This is a genomic window from Gordonia sp. X0973 (assembly GCF_013348785.1).
Lineage (GTDB): Bacteria > Actinomycetota > Actinomycetes > Mycobacteriales > Mycobacteriaceae > Gordonia.
In genome coordinates this window covers 644,617-662,046 of the sequence record NZ_CP054691.1, presented here as the reverse complement: position 1 = coordinate 662,046, position 17,430 = coordinate 644,617, and the positions used below count along the sequence as shown (strand labels likewise).

The 17,430-nt window shown below is 69.0% G+C and carries 17 protein-coding genes; 3 read left to right on the top strand and 14 right to left on the bottom strand.

The annotated features are described in order from the left end of the window. Positions 1-21: 21 nt before the first annotated feature. From cydC to HUN08_RS03215, 5 genes are all read right to left on the bottom strand, one after another. Positions 22-1,716 carry a thiol reductant ABC exporter subunit CydC gene (gene cydC, locus HUN08_RS03235; RefSeq protein ID WP_301546857.1) on the bottom strand — a complete coding sequence of 565 codons (1,695 nt, stop codon included), beginning with the start codon at positions 1,714-1,716 and terminating at the stop codon, positions 22-24. Then, positions 1,713-3,416 (bottom strand): thiol reductant ABC exporter subunit CydD, encoded by a 1,704-nt coding sequence (gene cydD / locus HUN08_RS03230; RefSeq protein ID WP_124249019.1) that lies wholly within the window; start codon positions 3,414-3,416, stop codon positions 1,713-1,715. The genes cydC and cydD overlap by 4 nt, the downstream gene beginning before the upstream one ends. Before the next feature lie 11 nt (positions 3,417-3,427). Beyond that, on the bottom strand, positions 3,428-4,453 hold the full coding sequence (gene cydB, locus HUN08_RS03225; protein ID WP_124249020.1) for a cytochrome d ubiquinol oxidase subunit II: 1,026 nt from the start codon (positions 4,451-4,453) through the stop codon (positions 3,428-3,430). Between the two features lie 23 nt (positions 4,454-4,476). Further along, positions 4,477-6,039, bottom strand: coding sequence for a cytochrome ubiquinol oxidase subunit I (locus tag HUN08_RS03220; RefSeq protein WP_124249021.1), 1,563 nt, complete (start codon positions 6,037-6,039; stop codon positions 4,477-4,479). 203 nt (positions 6,040-6,242) lie between these two features. Beyond that, the gene (locus tag HUN08_RS03215) at positions 6,243-7,136 is read right to left on the bottom strand and encodes an aminodeoxychorismate lyase (protein ID WP_124249022.1); all 894 of its coding nucleotides are present in this window, start codon (positions 7,134-7,136) and stop codon (positions 6,243-6,245) included. A 57-nt stretch (positions 7,137-7,193) separates the two neighbouring features. On the opposite strand from HUN08_RS03215, the gene HUN08_RS03210 reads away from it, so the two are divergent. The 3 genes from HUN08_RS03210 (at position 7,194) to HUN08_RS03200 (ending at position 9,944) form a co-directional block, all read left to right on the top strand. Continuing rightward, positions 7,194-8,420, top strand: a complete 1,227-nt coding sequence (locus HUN08_RS03210) for a lipase family protein (protein WP_124249023.1) — start codon at positions 7,194-7,196, stop codon at positions 8,418-8,420. Positions 8,421-8,430: 10 nt separating this feature from the next. Next, complete coding sequence (locus tag HUN08_RS03205; RefSeq protein ID WP_124249024.1) at positions 8,431-9,630, top strand: folate-binding protein YgfZ; 1,200 nt, start codon at positions 8,431-8,433, stop codon at positions 9,628-9,630. A gap of 140 nt (positions 9,631-9,770) precedes the next feature. Then, positions 9,771-9,944 (top strand): DUF3073 domain-containing protein, encoded by a 174-nt coding sequence (locus HUN08_RS03200; protein ID WP_124249025.1) that lies wholly within the window; start codon positions 9,771-9,773, stop codon positions 9,942-9,944. 433 nt (positions 9,945-10,377) lie between these two features. On the opposite strand, the gene purM is transcribed toward HUN08_RS03200, so the two are convergent. From purM to HUN08_RS03155, 9 genes are all read right to left on the bottom strand, one after another. Next, positions 10,378-11,475 carry a phosphoribosylformylglycinamidine cyclo-ligase gene (gene purM, locus HUN08_RS03195; RefSeq protein ID WP_124249026.1) on the bottom strand — a complete coding sequence of 366 codons (1,098 nt, stop codon included), beginning with the start codon at positions 11,473-11,475 and terminating at the stop codon, positions 10,378-10,380. Between the two features lie 55 nt (positions 11,476-11,530). Further along, on the bottom strand, positions 11,531-13,054 hold the full coding sequence (gene purF / locus HUN08_RS03190; RefSeq protein ID WP_124249027.1) for an amidophosphoribosyltransferase: 1,524 nt from the start codon (positions 13,052-13,054) through the stop codon (positions 11,531-11,533). A 29-nt stretch (positions 13,055-13,083) separates the two neighbouring features. Beyond that, the gene (locus HUN08_RS03185) at positions 13,084-13,473 is read right to left on the bottom strand and encodes a sterol carrier family protein (RefSeq protein ID WP_124249028.1); all 390 of its coding nucleotides are present in this window, start codon (positions 13,471-13,473) and stop codon (positions 13,084-13,086) included. Continuing rightward, complete coding sequence (locus tag HUN08_RS03180) at positions 13,470-14,039, bottom strand: hypothetical protein (protein ID WP_124249029.1); 570 nt, start codon at positions 14,037-14,039, stop codon at positions 13,470-13,472. The genes HUN08_RS03185 and HUN08_RS03180 overlap by 4 nt, the downstream gene beginning before the upstream one ends. Positions 14,040-14,183: 144 nt before the next feature. Continuing rightward, complete coding sequence (locus HUN08_RS03175) at positions 14,184-15,275, bottom strand: diacylglycerol kinase (RefSeq protein ID WP_124249030.1); 1,092 nt, start codon at positions 15,273-15,275, stop codon at positions 14,184-14,186. Positions 15,276-15,397: 122 nt separating this feature from the next. Then, positions 15,398-16,018 carry a hypothetical protein gene (locus tag HUN08_RS03170; protein ID WP_124249031.1) on the bottom strand — a complete coding sequence of 207 codons (621 nt, stop codon included), beginning with the start codon at positions 16,016-16,018 and terminating at the stop codon, positions 15,398-15,400. 37 nt (positions 16,019-16,055) lie between these two features. Next, complete coding sequence (locus tag HUN08_RS03165) at positions 16,056-16,580, bottom strand: DUF2752 domain-containing protein (protein WP_367649935.1); 525 nt, start codon at positions 16,578-16,580, stop codon at positions 16,056-16,058. Beyond that, positions 16,577-16,990, bottom strand: coding sequence for a CD225/dispanin family protein (locus HUN08_RS03160; RefSeq protein ID WP_124249032.1), 414 nt, complete (start codon positions 16,988-16,990; stop codon positions 16,577-16,579). The genes HUN08_RS03165 and HUN08_RS03160 overlap by 4 nt, the downstream gene beginning before the upstream one ends. Before the next feature lie 81 nt (positions 16,991-17,071). Next, complete coding sequence (locus HUN08_RS03155) at positions 17,072-17,398, bottom strand: CD225/dispanin family protein (RefSeq protein WP_124249042.1); 327 nt, start codon at positions 17,396-17,398, stop codon at positions 17,072-17,074. Between the last annotated feature and the right edge of the window lie 32 nt (positions 17,399-17,430).

Here is a 17,430-nt window from a genome sequence, read left to right as displayed (position 1 = left end):
CAGGTGCCCACTCGGCGGGGATCAGGTGCCCACTCGGCGGGGGTCGCGATCCAGGTCGATATCGGCGGACAGATCGGACGGCGCGTGATGGGTCACCACCACGACAGTGCGATCGGGGCCGAAGAGATCGCCCAGTGCGGCGCGGAGCAGATCGTCGGAATCTGCTTGATCTAGGTGCTCGGTCGGCTCGTCGAGCAGCACGACGGGCGACTCGTTGAGCAACGCGCGCGCCAACAGCAGTCGCCGGCGCTGACCGCCCGACACCGCCTCACTCCCGCCGTGCAACACGGTGTCCCAGCCGTCGGGCAGGTGGGCGAACCACTCCGACAGCCCCACCCGGTCCAGCGCCGCCGACATCTCATCCTCCGTAGCATCACCGCGCGCGACGAGCAGGTTCTCCCGGACGGACACCGAGAACAGGTGCGCATCCTCGGCGCAGTACAGCGTGGCGGCCGCGACATCGACCGGCTCACCGTCGACACCGGTCGCGGTCACCACACCCGACTGCGGCGCGAGCAGCCCGGCCAGCGTCAGCAGCAGCGTCGACTTCCCCGTCCCGCTGCGACCGACGACGAGCAGTCTCCCGCCGGGCTCGACCGCCGAGTCGAGCGGTCCGCCCAGCGCCGGACCACCGGGCCATCCCCAGACCAATGAGTCGGCACTCAACGTCACCGGCCCGTCGTGGCGCGGCACGTCCGACGCGGTCTGCGATTCCCATTCCGCCGGGTCGCCGACCAGATCGAGCACCCGTTGCGCAGCGGCACGACTGTGCTGCCAGGCCACCCCCGCGGCGGCGAGCGGGGTGATCGCGTCGAATGCCGAGAGGCCGAGTAGGAGCAGGACACCCAAGCGCATGGGGGTCGGCGAACCGCTCTCGGCCAACGAGATCCCGATCAGCGCGGCAGCCAGAACGGTTACGCCCATCGACAGCGGGGTCACCGCGGCGGCCATCGCTTGCAACCGCGTGCCCTGGTCGACGGCGCGCTCGACATCCCGCTGGGCGGCGGACATCTCGTCGAGGATCTCTTCGCGCCGGCCCGCCACGGTCAATTCGGCGGAGTGGTCCAGCAACAGCATCGTCGACGACGCCACCTCGGATCTCCCGCGCACCGCGGCCCGAGCCGCCTGCTCCGAACCTCGCGCCGACAACACCGGGGCCGCCACGCCAGCGACGACCAGCGCCACGCCCAACACGAGAGCGGCCGCCACCGAGACGAACGCCATGATGACCACCGCCGCGAGACCGGTCACGGCCGCGACGGCGGCGGGCAGGATCGCGCGGACGACGGCGTTCCCGACCTCGTCGATGTCGGCACCGGTACGGGCGAGCAGGTCTCCGCGTCGAATCGAAACCGTAGTCGCGGCGTCGCCACCGGCCAGCGCCCGGTAAACCTTCTCGCGCGCGGTGGACATGGCTCGCAGAGCGACGTCGTGACTGGCGAGGCGCTCAAGGTAGCGGAAGAGTCCGCGGCCGATGCCGAGCGCGCGGACGGCGGTGATCGCCACCGATAGCGCGAGGATCGGCGGCTGCTGCCACGCGCGGGTGATCAACCAGGCCGAGAGCGCGGCCAGACCGAGCGCGCTCAACGCTCCCCCGACCCCGTAGGCCAGCGACAACGCCACACCGCGCCGCCGCACGTCGAGGGCACCCAGGACCCGCCACACCGGGTCCGGCCGCCGCGACGCCTCCGGCCGCCGCGACACCTCCCGGCTCACGCGGTCACCGCCGACACGTCGACGACGAGATCGGCCGCGTCGAACCACTCGGCACGGTGGGCGGCGACGATCACCGTCGCGCCGGCACGGGCCCGTGCGACCACGGCATCGATCACCCGCTGCCGCGCCTGCACGTCGAGATGCGCGGTCGGCTCGTCGAGGACCAGCACCGGTACGTCACGGGCCAGCGTGCGGGTCAGCGCCAGCCGTTGGCGCTGCCCCGCCGACAGCCCGGCTCCGCCGGCACCGAGCACGGATGAGCGATCGGCGAGTCCGGCCTCCCGCGCCACCGAGGCCCAACCGGTGGCGATCGCCGCCGAGCCGAGGGCGGCACCGTCGAGCGGCCCGTACAACGCGAGGTTCTCCGCGACGGTGCCCGGCACGATCGCGGGATGCTGCGGCAGCCAACCGACCTGGTCTTGGCACGCCACCAGCTCGGCGCGGGAGAGCGCATGATCGTCGACGATGATCGCGCCTTCGTCGAGTGCGACGACCCCGAGCAACGCCGCCAGCGCCGTCGACTTGCCGGAGCCGTTGGGTCCGGTCAGCACCGTCAGAGCGCCCGGCTCGCAGACTGCGGAGAGCCCCCGGGGCGCCCATCCGTCACGGGAGACGACGCCGACGCCGTCGAAGCGGATCGCCGCTCCGGCCAGCGACGGAGCGTCGACGTCTCCGGGCACCGGCTCGTCGTCGGACATCCCCGCGAGCAATCCGAATGCCTCGTCGGTGGCGGCGACCCCGTCGGCCGAGTCGTGGAAGGCCGCCCCCACCTGCCGCAACGGCCGGTAGGCCTCCGGCGCCAAGACCAGTGCCAGCACCCCGGCGAAGAGCGACATCTCGCCGTAGACCAGGCGCAGTCCGATACTCACGGCCACCAGGGCGACCGACAGGGTGGCCATCAGTTCCAGCCACGCCCCGGAGAGGAAAGCGACGCGCAGCGTGCTCATCGTCGAGCGCCGCCACGAGCGGCCGAGGTCGTCGACCTGCTGCGCGGCCCCCTGCGCGCGATGGAGCGCGCGCAGCGTGGGGATGCCCGCGATGAGGTCGAGCAGCATCGACTGCTGCCGCGCGGTGGCGTCAAGTTTGGCCTGGGTGCGGTCGCGCGTCATCAGTCCGATGAGGATGCCGAAGATCGGTATCAGCGGGATAGTGAGCAGGATCAGCCCGGCGGAGACGAGGTCGACCGAGGCGATGACGGCGACGACGATCGGGGTGAGCGTCGCCGCCAGGACCAGCGACGGCACGTACCCGGACAGGTAGGGGCCGAGGGCGTCGATTCCCGAGAGCAGCACCGTCGACGCTCGGGCCCGCCCCACCCCGACTGTCCGCGCGTCGGTGTGGGCCGGATCGGTCAGCCCGTCGAGCACCTCGCGGCGAACCTGGCCGACGACCGTCTGCGCGGCCCGCTGCGCATATCGCTGGGCGGCGTAAGTGGTCGCCGAGTGCAGGACGACGCCGACCGCCAACACCACCAGGTGCATCCGCTGCGCGCCAAGCGAGCGCCGCGCCGGATCGGTGACCAGTTCGGCCAGGATCGACGCGGTGGCGACGGCGATCACGATGACCGCCAGCGTGGTGAGGAGTCCGGCGACGACGGTCACCACCAGATAGCGCCGCGCCGCGCGCGATCCGCGCAGCAACCGCGGATCGATCGGACCGCGTCGGGGGCGCGCGGACGCGACCCGTGCCGAACCACTCACCTCCTGGATGCTCACCCCCGCAACGACGGCAGGCCCACCGACGGCGGGATCGCCTCTGCGGAGATCCGCTTGCGGAACACCCAGTACGACCAGCCCTGGTAGAGCAGCACGATCGGCGTGATGAACAACGCCGCCCAGGTCATGATGACCAGCGTGTAGTGGCTCGACGAGGTGTTCGCGATGGTCAGGCTGTTCGCCGGGTCCGTCGTCGACGGCAGGACGTTCGGGTACAGGCAGCCGAACAGCGTCACGACGGTCATGATGATCGCCACCGAGGTCGCGGCGAAGGCCAGCCCTTCCTTGCGGGCACGCGTCAGGAAGATCGTCGCGACGGCCGCGACGGCGGCGATCAGCACCGGCACCCAGGTCCAGGTCTTGCCGTGGGCGAACTGCGTCCACAGCAGGAAGGCGGCGGCGACCACGGTCATGGCGACCGACAGGCGGGCGGCCCACACGGTCGCCTCCTCGCGCAGTTCCCCGGCGGTCTTGAGCGAAAGGAAGACCGCGCCGTGGGCGAGGAACGCGAGGACGGTGGTCAGCCCGCCGAGCAGCGCGTACGGATTGAGCAGGCCGAAGAAGGTGCCGGTGAACTGGGCCTTCTCGTCGATCGGGAGCCCGCGCACGACGTTGGCGAAGGCCACGCCCCACAGCAGGGCGGGAACCCACGAGCCGATCGCGATGCACCAGTCCCACACACGCCGCCACTGCGGGTCGTTGATCTTGCCGCGCCACTCGATGGCGCAGACGCGCACGATGAGCGCGACCAGGATCAGCAGCAGCGGTAGGTAGAAGGCGGTGAACATCGTCGCGTACCAGCCGCCGAAGGCCGCGAACATCGCGCCGCCGGCGGTCAGCAGCCACACCTCGTTGCCGTCCCACACCGGTCCGATGGTGTTGAGGATGGCGCGACGCTTGTCGTCGTCGCCACGACCCATCAATCCCATCAGCATGCCGACGCCGAAGTCGAACCCTTCGAGCACGAAGTACCCGGTGAACAGCACGGCGATAAGAATGAACCAGAATTCGGGCAATCCCATGATCGTCTCTTTCCAGCGTCGGGTCAGTAGGCGAACGACAATTGCTTGTCGTCGTCGGATTTCTCGAGGGCCGCTTCCTCATAGCCCGGGGCCGCCGGGCCCTCCCGGATGTATCGGCGCTGCAGCGCGAACCAGACGACGCCCAGCGCACCGTAGAGCAGCGTGAACACGATCAGCGATGTCAGGACGACGCCGGCCGAGTTGTTGGAGACGCCGTGCTGCACGAGCATCGAGATCCGCAGCGGATCGAGGTCGTCGACCCAGTTGGGCGCGACGATCCACGGCTGGCGGCCCATCTCGGTGAAGATCCAACCCGAGGAATTGGCGAGGAAGGGCGTCGGAATCATCAGCAACGCCAGGAAGCCGAATCTGCGCGACGTGATGACCCGTTTGCGGCGCGTGAACCACAGCCCGCCCAGCGCCACGACCACCGAACCGAGCGCCCAGGTGATCATCGCGCGGAAGGACCAGTAGGTGACGAACAGGTTGGGGGCGTAGTTCTGCGACTTGTGCTTCGGGTCGTCGCGGAAGCGCTGCTCGTATTCCTTCTGCAGGTCTTGGACGCCCTGCACCGTCGTGTCGAAGCGGTGGTCGGCGAGGAAGGAGAGCATGCCGGGGATCGCGATGACGTGCTCGATGTGGTCGCAGTTGTTCTGCCGCCCGATGGACAGCACCGAGAAGCTGGCCCGCGTCTCGGTCTTGCAGAGCGACTCGGCGGCGGCCATCTTCATCGGCTGCTGCTTGAACATGATCTGCGCCTGGATGTCCCCGGTGAAGATCAGCGCGATACCCGAGAGGATGGTCAACCACAGGGCGAATCTCGTCACCGGCCGCCACATGGTCGCGGCATCGGAATCGAGTTGCTCCGGCGACGCGTCGACGAGGCTCGGGGCGGTGGTCTCCTCAATCGTCGCGGGCTTCCCCTCCGCCTGCAGGCGGAGTTGGCGGGCGCGCCACGATGCGCGGGCCATCCACCAGATCCCGATGGCGGCGACGAAGGTCGCGGCGGTCAGCAGGGCGCCCGCGATGACGTGCGGGAAGGCGGCCAGGGTGGTGTTGTTGGTCAGCAGCGCGACGATGTTGTTCATCGCCGGACGGTTGCGCGTCGGATCCCATTTCACGCCCACCGGGTGCTGCATCCACGAGTTCGCGGCGATGATGAAGTAGGCCGACGCGTTCACGCCGAACGCCACCATCCAGATGCAGAAGAGGTGGACCCGCCGGTTCAGCCGCCCCCAGCCGAAGATCCACAGTCCGATGAACGTGGACTCGGCGAAGAAGGCGACGAGCCCCTCCAAGGCGAGGGGGGCGCCGAAGACGTCGGCGACAAAGCGGCTGTACTCGCTCCAGTTCATCCCGAACTGGAATTCCTGCACGATGCCGGTCGCGACGCCGAGGGCGAAGTTGATCAGGAAGAGCTTCCCGAAGAACTTGGTGGCCCGCAGCCAGGCCTCGTTTCCGGTGACGTACCAAACGGTCTGCATCACCGCGAGCATCGGCGCCAAGCCGATCGTCAACGGGACGAGGATGAAGTGGTAAACGGTCGTGATCCCGAATTGCCATCGGGAGATATCGACGACATCCATGCGTATGCCTCATTCGCTCGCTGGGCTGGAGCTGGCCCCGATCGGTTCCCCGGCATGCGCCGCGGATCCGCTCGACACCGTCTGGCTTCTACTACAGTAGATAGTAGATGTCTTCAAGGTACGTCGCACTATGAAGTTGAAACAAGGGACCGCAGTCCCTCATCTGGAGTGTTTCCGGTCACGACAACCGGACACCGCCGACGTTAAGCCACCGTGATCGCCCGCGCGGCCAGTTCGGCGAACTGTGCCGCGGACTCCGCCGCCACGGTGCTCAACGACAATTCCCGCTCGTCGATCCGGGTGACCCGGGCGGCGATCGTCACCGATGAGCACAGCCACACCGAATCCGCCTCCCACAGGTCGTCGGGGGTGAGCGACGCCGTACGGCACTCCCACCCCTGCTGCTGGGCCAGCGCGAAGATCGCGGCCACGGTCGTTCCGGGCAGGATTCCCGCCTCGGCGGGCACGGTGACGAGTTCGCGCCCACGGACGACGACGACGCTCGAGCGCGGCCCCTCGAGGACTTCGCCGTCCGACGAGACGTAGACGACGTCGTCGAAGCCGGCGGCCCGGGCGTGGCGCAGCGCGGCCATGTTCGCCGCGTAGCTCAACGTCTTCACGCCGATGAGCTGCCACGGCGCGCGGGCCGCGAAGTCGACGGAGTAGCCCCGGTCGAGCAGGCAGACCGCCACCCCCTCGGCGCGCGCCGCGGCCGCATGCGGGCCGACGTCGAGGATCATCACCAGGGCGGTGGTCGCCTCGGGATGAGCTGAGTCGGCCGGCGCGGACTCACGCCCGCGGGTGTAGACCAGGCGCATCAGCCCCTCGGCCTCGCCGTTGGCGAGCACCCACGCCGCCAGCGCGGCATTGACGGTGGCATCCCACTTCGCCAACGACGGCGGAGGCAGCTCCATGCGTTCGGCGCCCGTCGCGAACCGGGTCAGGTGCCGTGCCAAGTTGCACACCTTTCCGTCGCGAACCAGCAGGGTTTCGAAGATGCCGTCGCCTCGCACCACCGACAGGTCGTCGTGGAAGATGCCCGGCCGATCCGGATCGCAGCGTCCGCGATGGACGTCGAAGAGCACTGGAGTCACCATGGCGAAAGGCTATCGTGACCAGTGGCGGGTCGCCCGCCATCACGACGGGAGGCCGGCATGGCCAGACGACGAACCCCGAGTGCGGCCCTGGCTCTGATCTGCGCTCTTCTGACCTCGCTGGCGGCGACCGTGTCCGCGCCGACGATCGCCCGGGCCGACGGTCCGCCCCCGTCGGCCGATCCGTTCTACGCGCCGGGTCCCGACCTGGCGGCGTATCGCCCGGGCGCGGTGCTCGCCACCCGGCCGGTGAACATCGTCCTGGCCGGCGTACCCGCACCGGTCCGCTCGACGCAGGTGCGCTATCGCAGCACCGGCGAGGGCGGCCAGGCGATTGCCGCGGTCACGACGGTGCTGAGCCCGCCGAATGCCGCCCGCCGTCTGATCTCCTTCCACATGGCCTACGACGCCCTCGGCGCGCAGTGCGACCCCTCGTACACCCTGCGGGGCAACCGGCCCAGCACCGCCGGGCGCGTCGAGGAGGCCGTGCTCGCGGGCTATCTGGCTCGCGGATTCGCAGTCGCCGTTCCCGACTACGAGGGCCTACGACAGGAGTGGACCATCGGCCACCAGTCCGGGCAGATCGCCCTCGACGGCATCCGCGCCGCACTGCACGTCTTGCACTGGCCCATCCGCACACCGGTCGGCATGCTCGGCTATTCGGGCGGATCGGTGCCCACCGAGTTCGGTGCGGAATTGGCCCCGCGCTACGCCTCGGAGCTGCGGATACTGGGCGCGGCCGCCGGCGGGCTACCGGTGAACCTCGCCCACAACCTGCCCTACATCAGCGGCAGCAAGAAGTGGGCCGGGGTGATCCCCGCGCTGACCGAGGTGTACCGCCGCACCTACGGCCTCGACGTCGACTCATTCCTCTCCCCGCGCGGTATGGCCCTGATCCGGCAGGTCCGCTCCGGGTGCATCGCCGCGTTCGCCGCCAAGTTCCCCGGCCTCACCAGTGCCGACATGGTCCGTCCGCCCTACCGCGGCTTACTCGGCGTCGCGGCGGTGCGCAATTCGATAGCCCGCAACGTGATGGGCACGGCCGGGCGGCCCCGGATTCCCCTACTGCTGGGCGTCGGCGCGTCGGATCCGATCGGCGACGGGGTGATGGTCACCGCGGACGTCGCGGCGCTCGCCCGTCGCTATTGCGCCGAGGGAATCCCGACGCGGTTCTTCCGCTATGCCGGCAAGACGCACGGCGAGGCCTTCCTGCCGTTCGAACAGGATGCGGCCGCGTTCCTCGCCGCCCGCTTCGCGGGGGAACCCGCGTCGCGGTGCGCCACGTAGGCTGGAGGGCGTGAACCACTCGGTCATCCTCTCGGCCAACCTCGACGCCACGACGGGCGCCGTCGCCGAACCGGCCGGCGCATACGGCCACGGGCCGCAGACGCGCACGGTCGCCTGGCACTACGGGGATCCGCTCGGCGAGCAGCGCGCAGCGACGACCGGCGCAATCCTCGTCGACCGATCCGACCGCGCCGTGCTGGAGATCTCCGGCGACGAGCGGCTGTCCTGGTTGCACACCATCTCCAGCCAATTCGTCACCGACCTTCCCGACCGGCACAGCGCGGAGAACCTCTCGCTGGACCTCAACGGGCGCATCGTCGAACACTTCGTGCTCACCGACGTCGACGGGGTCACGTGGATCGACACCCCGGGTCCGCGCGGTCCCGAGTTGCTCACCTTCCTCACGTCGATGGTGTTCTGGGCCAAGGCGCAGCCGGTCGACCGGCCGGACATGTGCGTCCTGTCCCTCGTCGGGCCCGCCGCCCGGTCCGGTCCCATCGCCGAACTCCTCGACATCCCCACCGACGCCGGAGTGTACGACGCGGGCGATCTGCCGGAACTCCACCACGACGACGAGCCGCTCGGGTTCTGGCGGATCATGCCGCCGGTCGGCGTGGATCGCGATCTGCCCGTCGTCGACCTCGTCGTGCCGGAATCCGAGGCGCAGCAGCGCTGGCAGGCCCTGGTCGACGCCGGGGCCACGACGGCCGGCAGCTGGGCCTACCACGCGCACCGCATCGCCGGCCGCCGACCGCTCGTCTACGTCGACACCGACGAGCGCACCATCCCGCACGAGGTCCACTGGATCGGTTCGCGCGACGAGCAGGGCGCGGTCCATCTCGACAAGGGGTGCTACCGCGGCCAGGAGACCGTCGCACGGGTCCACAACCTGGGGAAGCCTCCCCGCCATCTGGTGCTGCTACACCTCGACGGGAGCACCGACGCCCGACCCGAGCCGGGAACGCCGGTCACCGCGGCCGGACGGACGGTCGGCCGCATCGGCAGCGTCGTCGATCACTTCGAGTACGGACCGATCGCGCTGGCGCTGGTCAAGCGGGGGGTCGACGCATCCACCGAACTCGCCGTGACGGTCGACGACTCCCCCGTCGCCGTGCGTGTCGACCCGGATTCCATCGTCGCCGACGACCGTCCGCAGGCCGGTCGCGAGGCGGTCGCCAAGCTGCGCGGCACCGGCTCCGACGTGCACTGAATCGCGGCACGTGCCCCACGCCCGCATTCTGTGAGAGTTCGCGCTAGACTGGGTGCCACGACAGACATTTCCTACTGAAGCACGGGGCCGCCACCATCATCGGATTGTGGCCGCCCCGGCAGTGTGCGAGGGGGTCCCACATGGGCCGCGGCCGGGCAAAAGCCAAGCAGACTAAAGTTGCACGTCAACTCAAGTACTCGTCGCCCCAGACCGACCTGGAGAGGCTGCAGCGCGAACTCGCGGGCAGTGACGACTCCCCCCAGGCGGATCCGGTTGACAACTGGGCCGATGAAGAGGAATGGCGGCACGCCTGACGCTACGGCGCCAGGTTTGCTCTGATCCCCACCCTGATTCCCCGGGCCCCACGGCCCGCGATCAGTCGTGCGTTCCCTCGCCCGTCGGCGGTCTTGGTAGCTCGGCTGACGGCGGTCTCGATACGGTTCCTCGCCTAGCGGCGGTCTCGATACGGTTCCTCGCCTAGCGGCTCGGATCCACTCGACCACCGATGGTCGTGCCGTAGAGATGGTGGTCGAGTGCCTTCGAGGCGCTAGCCGAGAAGGTGTATCGAGACCGCGCTAGCCGCGTTGGTCACCTGCCGTAGACGGTGGTCGAGTGCCGACGAGGCGCTAGACGCGTTGGTCGAGTGCCGACGAGGCGCTAGCCGAGTCGGTGTATCGAGACCCAGGTGTATCGAGACCCAGGTGTATCGAGACCCAGGTGTATCGAGACCGCGCTGGTGTGCCAGCACTAGAAGCGCGGATGTTCCCCGGCCAGACGGGCGACACCCGTTGTGGCGGATGCGTCGCGCTCGCCGGCCTTGATGGTGCCCAGCACCCAGTTGTCGACGTGACGCGCGGTGAGCACGGCCTGTGCGCGGTCGGTGTCCTCCGGTGCGACGATCGCGACCATGCCGACGCCCATGTTGAAGGTGCGCTCCATCTCCTCGCGGGCCACGCGGCCGCGCTGGGCGATGAGCGCGAAGATCGGGGCGGGCGACCACGTCGAGCGGTCGAGCTCGGCAACGACGCCGACGGGCAGCACGCGCGAGAGGTTGTCGGCCAATCCGCCGCCGGTGATGTGGGCGAAGGTGCGCACGTCGGTCTCGGCGGCCAGCGCGAGGCAGTCGCGCGCATAGATCCGGGTGGGTTCGAGCAATTCCTCGCCCAGGGTGCGGTCCAGTTCCTCGACATGCCCCTCAAGGTCCATGTGACCCCACTCCAGCAGGACCTTGCGGGCCAGCGAGTAGCCGTTGGAGTGCAGTCCCGACGATCCCATCGCGATCACGACGTCGCCGGGGCGGACGCGGTCGGCGGAGAGCACCTGGTCGGCCTCGACGACGCCGACGCCGGTCGCGGAGATGTCGTAGTGGCCGTCCTCCATGAGGCCGGGGTGTTCGGCGGTCTCCCCGCCCAGCAGCGCACACCCGGCGTCGACGCAGCCGTCGGCGATGCCCTTGACGATCTGCTCGACGGTCTCCGGCACGACCTTGCCGATCGCGATGTAATCCTGCAGGAACAGCGGTTCTGCTCCGCAGACCACCAGGTCGTCGACGACCATCGCGACGAGATCGCGTCCGATGGTGTCGTGGCGGCCCAGCGCCTGCGCGACGGCGAGCTTGGTCCCGACCCCGTCGCTCGAGGCGGCGAGCAGAGGTTCGCGGTAGCCACCCTTGAGGGCGAACAGTCCGGCGAATCCGCCGATGCCGCCGAGTACCTCGGGGCGGCTCGCGCGCTTGGCGTGCGGCTTGATGAGTTCCACCGCCTGCTCCCCGGCGTCGATGTCGACTCCGGCCGCGGCGTAGGACGCGTTCTGCGGGATCAACGGGGCCGAGTCGCGTTTGGACATGGCGGAACTCCTGGAGGGGGAAAGCGGGGAACGGGGTATACGCTACCGGACCGGCTCAGGGCCGCATCACGGCGCTGACGTTGTCATTCGCGGTGGTGAGGGGGTCGACGCCGGGCGCGCCGCGCAGCGACTCGAGAACGGCTTTGCCCATCGCGGTCTCGGTGGGCAGCGCGATCGGGTACTCACCGGTGAAGCAGGCGGTACACAGCTGAGAGGCGGGCTGCTCGGTGGCCTCGATCATCTCGTCGACGGAGATGTACCCGAGACTGTCGGCGCCGATCGCCTGGCGCACGCCTTCGACCATCGCGCCCGGCTCGTCGGCGTCCATGCCGTTGGCGATCAGTTCGGCCGGCGACGCGAAGTCGATGCCGTAGAAGCAGGGCCAGCGGACCGGCGACGACGCGATGCGCACGTGGACCTCGGCGGCCCCGGCTTCGCGGAGCATCCGGATCAGTGCGCGCTGGGTGTTGCCGCGAACGATCGAGTCGTCGACGACGACGAGCCGCTTGCCGCGGATGACCTCGCGCAACGGGTTCAGCTTGAGTCGGATGCCGAGCTGCCGGATGGTCTGCGACGGCTGGATGAAGGTGCGGCCGACGTAGGCGTTCTTCATCAGGCCCTGGCCGTAGGGGATACCCGATTCCTGCGCGTAGCCGACGGCGGCCGGGGTGCCCGATTCCGGGACCGGGATGACCAGATCACCGTCGACGGGGTGCTCGCGGGCCAACCGGCGGCCGATCTCGACGCGCGCCGAGTGGACGGTGCGGCCGTTGATGACGCTGTCGGGGCGGGCCAGGTAGACGTACTCGAAGATGCAGCCCTTGGGCGTCGGCTTGGCGAAGTGGGTGGAGCGCACACCGTCGGCGTCGATGGCCAGCATCTCGCCCGGCTCGATGTCGCGGACGAAGGAGGCGCCGACGATGTCGAACGCTGCGGTCTCCGACGCGACGACCCACCCGCGGTCGAGGCGGCCCAGCGAGAGCGGCCGGATGCCGTGCGGGTCGCGCGCCGCGTACAGCGTGTTCTCGTCCATAAAGGTGAGACAAAAAGCGCCCTCGAGTTCCGGAAGGAGATCGAGAGCGGCTTGTTCGAGAGTCTTGTCGGCGGCACCGTGTGCGAGGAGCGCACCGACGACGTCGGAGTCCGACGTCCCGCCGCCGCTGCTGTCGAGTCCGAGTTCATGGGCACGGGCGGCGAGTTCCGCGGTGTTCACCAGGTTGCCGTTGTGGCCGAGGGCGACACCGCTGCCCGCTGCGGTGGTGCGGAAGATCGGTTGGGAGTTCTCCCAGGTGGTCGAGCCCGTCGTCGAGTAGCGACAGTGCCCGATGGCGACGTGGCCGACCATCGACGCCATGGTCTGCTCGTCGAAGACCTGGCTGACCAGGCCCAAATCCTTGAAGACGATGACCTGCGCGCCGTCGCCGACGGCGATTCCGGCCGCTTCCTGGCCGCGGTGCTGCAGGGCGTAGAGGCCGTAATAGCTGAGTTTGGCGACGTCCTCGCCGGGAGCCCAGACGCCGAAGACGCCACATTCTTCGCGGGGCTCGTTGTCTGGCTGGTCGATCTGGGCCGGATCCACGTCCCCAGTCTACGGGCCGAATACCGGGATCAACGAATCTTGAGGGGTGTGATCGGCAACAACTCCGCCACCTCGGCGGCCCGCGACCCGGACGCATCGATCTTCCCGTCGGCCACGGCGTCGGCGAAGGTCAGCGTTCCGGCCGCCAGCCGCAGCCAGGTGCGCGGATCGGTTTCGACGACGTTGGGCGGCGTGCCGCGCGTGTGCCGCGGCCCTTCGATGCACTGCACGGCGACGAATGGCGGGACACGGACCTCGACCGACGAACCGGGTGCGATCTGCGGCAGGGTGCGCGCGGTCAGGCGCACGGCTGCGGCGATGGCCGGTCGCGATGGTGCGGGGGCATCGTCGTCGAGTACCCACGTGGCAACGGCCTCGACGGCGGCCCGGGTCTGCGTCGGATCGAGGGGCGCGGTCATCGATTCCGAGGCTGATCCAGCCAGCGCCGCGTCGAGGGAACCAGCGCCAACACCGCGGTGAGCACGGCCGGAATGACGACGACCACCACGACGACCAGCACCACCAAACCACCAAGCACGGCAATCACCCGTGTCATGTCGTCGGAATCGGCACCCCCGACGCCTGCCACCAGAATTCCGAATCCCAGGCCGGCCAGGATGAGCAGAGCGCCGTAGAGCAGCGCCACTGCACAGCCGAGGGCGACAAGCCACCGGCCGACCGCCTTCTTGGCCACCATGAGTGTCGCGCCAAGCCCGAGGAACACAGCGATGACGCCCGGCACCACCAACCCGACTACGCCGTACCACCCCCACAGAGTGAGGGGCTCGTCGCTGACAGCTCCGAGTGCCGTCTCAACGAGGGCGAACGCCGCTACTGCGGCACCGCAATAGGCCAGGATAATCGCCGTTACCGCCGTCCCGGCCGAGGGCGGCCGGAGTTGCTGCGGTGGATAGCCCGTCGGCCCATAGGCGGGCGGTTGATAGCCCTGAGGCACGGGGCCGTTCTGGTACTGGGGGTAGGCCATCACGCACGCCCTTCGTTGCGCTTGCGGCACACCGCCGCGCTACCGGAGCACGGGAGGACGATAAAGCCGTATTGCACAGACACCCGAGCATCGTAGCGTCGCCGGTCATCGCGGTCGCTTCGCCTCGTTTGTCTGATTGACGAACTATCCGTCGATGCGCTGATTCGCGACCAGGCCCCGCCCGGTGATCAGCGGCAGGTCGAGGGCGGTGATGAGGCCGGGTTCCGCCGCGACCACCGCCGGAACGGCGTTGACCAGGCGCATCGCGGTGACGACCATGCCGGAGACGTTGTGGTCGCCGTCCTCGCCGTGGTGGCCGAACTCGACGTTCAGCACCGGGTCGCCGGTGATGTCGACGCGGTAGCAGCCGTCGCCCTTGGTGGGCTTCGGCCACTCCGGACACTGGTCGGGGTGGTTGCGCGTGTAGTGCTCCAGCACCACGCGGTCGACGCCGTCGACCTGACCCACGACCTCGAAGTGCAGGGCCGCACGTGTGCCCTTGGGGATCCTGCCCGAAACGGTCTCGAGGTCGGCCTCGGCGGCAACCTCCTCGATGCGTTCGACGAGCGGCTCATCGAGGGTCAGGTTCAGACCGGCCGCGATCTGGCGGACCACCGAGCCCCACCCCATGGAGAGCACGCCCGGGGTGAGCAGGATCGGCACGACGTCCATCGGCTGGCCGAAACCGAAGATCTGGCTGTTGACCACCGGCTGGTAGTAGGTCGAGTAGTCGGCGATCTCCATGCACCGCACCTCGTCGATCCGGCGCGAGAGGCTCGTCATGGCCAGCGGCAGGACGTCGTTGGCGAATCCCGGGTCGATGCCGTTGACGTGCAGGCTGGCGCCTCCCGCCTTCGCCGCGGCGATGATCGGATCGGTCACCGAATCCGGGACGACGCCGAACGGGTATTGCAGCAGTACCGGCCCCGACGACACGACGTTGACCCCGGCGCGGACGAATTCGGTGAGATCGGTGATCGCGTCGAAGATCCGGTCATCGGTCATCGCGGTGTGCACGATCGCGTCCGGCTTCAGGTCGAGCAGCGCCTGCTTGTCATTGGTGGCCGCGATCCCCAGGTCGCGATCCATCCCGGCCAGGCGGCCGGCGTCCTTGCCCACCTTCGCCGGATCGGATACCCAGACACCGACCAGTTCCAAGTCCGGATGGGCATCGATTCCGGCGATTGCGTGCCGACCGACGGTTCCGGTCGACCATTCGACGACGCGAAGAGTCACATCCACGAGACTAGAACAGGTTTCAGTCTTGTGGGCGGCCCGTGCAAATTTTGTCGCGGCTCACCACGGGCGCGGTCACTTGTCCACGCCGGGCGTCTCAGGCACCGACGTTTGCGCCCGGGTCACGAACGCGGCGAGTCGATCCAGCGACCTGTCGACGGGACCACGGCCAACACGATGGTGGCGATCGCGAGGATGAGTTCGAGGACCCCGACGACGATCCCGAAGACGCCGAAGCCGCGGAAGCCCTCAACCGATCTGACGCCGAAGCCGACGAAGACGAGTTGGACGACAATGAATCCGGCAGCAATCACGCTGCCCGTGACAACTTGCGGCTGTCCGGCACGCTTGCGCTGAATGATCTTGATGCCGCCGAGTGCCAGCAGCAACGTCGCGACCGCCAGCAGGATGCCGACCACCAGCATCCCGAACGTCATCGGAGTGATCCCCGAACTGGCCGGCTCATCGATTGCCCACATGAAGATCGGCGCGCCGACCGCCGTCACGAGCAGCGGCACCGCGATCCCGACAAGGACGAAGGCGCCGAAGAGGCTCAGCACCGCCGCGGTGATCGCCGTGGCGCCCGACGGCGAAGGCGGCCGGGGTTGACCGACGAATTGTTGGTACGGCGGCGCCGGTTGGTACGGCGGCACGGGTTGATACGGCGAACCCGGATGCGGCGCCGGCTGATACGGCGAGCCCGGGTGCATGGGCGCGCCAGCACCCGTCCATTGGTTGGTCATGGTCGACCCTTCATTCTCGAGCGACGTAGGTCGGCCGCTATACCCGCAGACCGGTGAAGGGGGCGAACGGAAGGTTCCGGATGAGGAACCACACCCCGACGACGACGAGCACGGCGACCGCGGAGTACCGGAAGTGCTGCCACGTCTTGATGCGGCGCCCGGTCCAGAGCCGCAGACAGTAGGCGACGAAGCTCCAGATGAGCAGGACGACGGCGAGGACTCCGACGGCGTTGTAGCGCACCGCGGCACCGAAGTCGCCGTGCATCAGCGAATAGATCATCCGCAGCGAGCCGCAGCCAGGGCAGTCGACGTGGAACAGCGATTTGGTCGGACAGACCGGAAGATGGCCGCCGGGGGTGGTCGGATCCCCCAACCAGATGGCCGTGCAGGCCACCGTGGTCCCGGCGACGACGACGGCCGGTCCGGCGACGGGATGGCTGCTCACCCGCCCGATCAGGGCCAGCGCCCGATCGGTCAGGCCCGGAGCAGCCGGACTTGCCCCGACCACGCCACCGGGCGCGTCCATCGCGGACGCGCCCGGGACGGGTCGGTCAATCGTCATGAAGAGGCTGAACCAGCAATCCCGACGACGACGAAGAAGATGATGTACAGCACCCACAGCACGACGGCGGCGATCGCACCCCACATCGCGAACTTCTTCGCATCGTCGGCGGCCTTCTGCGCACCGACGACGTCGCCCTGCGCCCAGAGCTTGCCGACCGAGGTCGACTTGATGATCGCGACGATGCCGAGCGGCAGGCAGCACAGGATGGTCGAGAGGATCGCCCAAACCAGGTTGTTGTCCGGCTCGGGGCCCATCGCGGGACCGGCGGCGTACGGCTGGCCCGGGTAGGGCTGACCGGGGTACGGCTGTCCCGGAACGGGCTGGCCCGGCGCGGGCTGTCCCGGAGCCGGCTGGCCCTGGTACGGGTCACCCGGGTTGGCGCCCTGCGGGTCGTAGGGGTTAGTCATGGTTCTCCTCCATCAAACTCACGGCGTGAGCGGTCTAGGGTTTTGCGGCCCCAACACTAGCGGGGTTTGTCCGATTCGGTATCAGTACGTCGAGTAGGTGGTGTACGTCGGCGTGTAGCTGTGGTTGATCGAAGCGGCCGACGTGATCACCATGATGATCCAGAAGGCGAACACCGCGACGATCCACAGGGCGCCGATAATCGCCGACCACATCGCCCACTTCTTGGCCTCGTCGGCGGCGCGCTGAGCACCGGCGAAATCGCCCAGCGCCCACAGCTTGTCCACCGATGTGGACTTGACGATCGACACGATGCCCAGGGGCAGGCAGCACACCACCGTCGCCAGAATCGCCCAGACCAGGTTGTTGTCGGGCTTTCCCGCCATCGGAGCAGCGGGATAGCCGGGCATCGAGCCATAGCCGGGCTGGCCGTAGGGCTGCC

Coding starts and splice junctions, on each gene's coding strand:
- cydB (WP_124249020.1), bottom strand. CDS start 4,453: ATGGGATTGCCCGAATTCTGGTTCATTCTTATCGCCGTGCTGTTCACC.
- HUN08_RS03220 (WP_124249021.1), bottom strand. CDS start 6,039: ATGGATGTCGTCGATATCTCCCGATGGCAATTCGGGATCACGACCGTT.
- HUN08_RS03215 (WP_124249022.1), bottom strand. CDS start 7,136: ATGGTGACTCCAGTGCTCTTCGACGTCCATCGCGGACGCTGCGATCCG.
- HUN08_RS03210 (WP_124249023.1), top strand. CDS start 7,194: ATGGCCAGACGACGAACCCCGAGTGCGGCCCTGGCTCTGATCTGCGCT.
- HUN08_RS03200 (WP_124249025.1), top strand. CDS start 9,771: ATGGGCCGCGGCCGGGCAAAAGCCAAGCAGACTAAAGTTGCACGTCAA.
- purM (WP_124249026.1), bottom strand. CDS start 11,475: ATGTCCAAACGCGACTCGGCCCCGTTGATCCCGCAGAACGCGTCCTAC.
- HUN08_RS03185 (WP_124249028.1), bottom strand. CDS start 13,473: ATGACCGCGCCCCTCGATCCGACGCAGACCCGGGCCGCCGTCGAGGCC.
- HUN08_RS03180 (WP_124249029.1), bottom strand. CDS start 14,039: ATGGCCTACCCCCAGTACCAGAACGGCCCCGTGCCTCAGGGCTATCAA.
- HUN08_RS03170 (WP_124249031.1), bottom strand. CDS start 16,018: ATGACCAACCAATGGACGGGTGCTGGCGCGCCCATGCACCCGGGCTCG.
- HUN08_RS03165 (WP_367649935.1), bottom strand. CDS start 16,580: ATGACGATTGACCGACCCGTCCCGGGCGCGTCCGCGATGGACGCGCCC.
- HUN08_RS03160 (WP_124249032.1), bottom strand. CDS start 16,990: ATGACTAACCCCTACGACCCGCAGGGCGCCAACCCGGGTGACCCGTAC.
- HUN08_RS03155 (WP_124249042.1), bottom strand. CDS start 17,398: ATGCCCGGCTATCCCGCTGCTCCGATGGCGGGAAAGCCCGACAACAAC.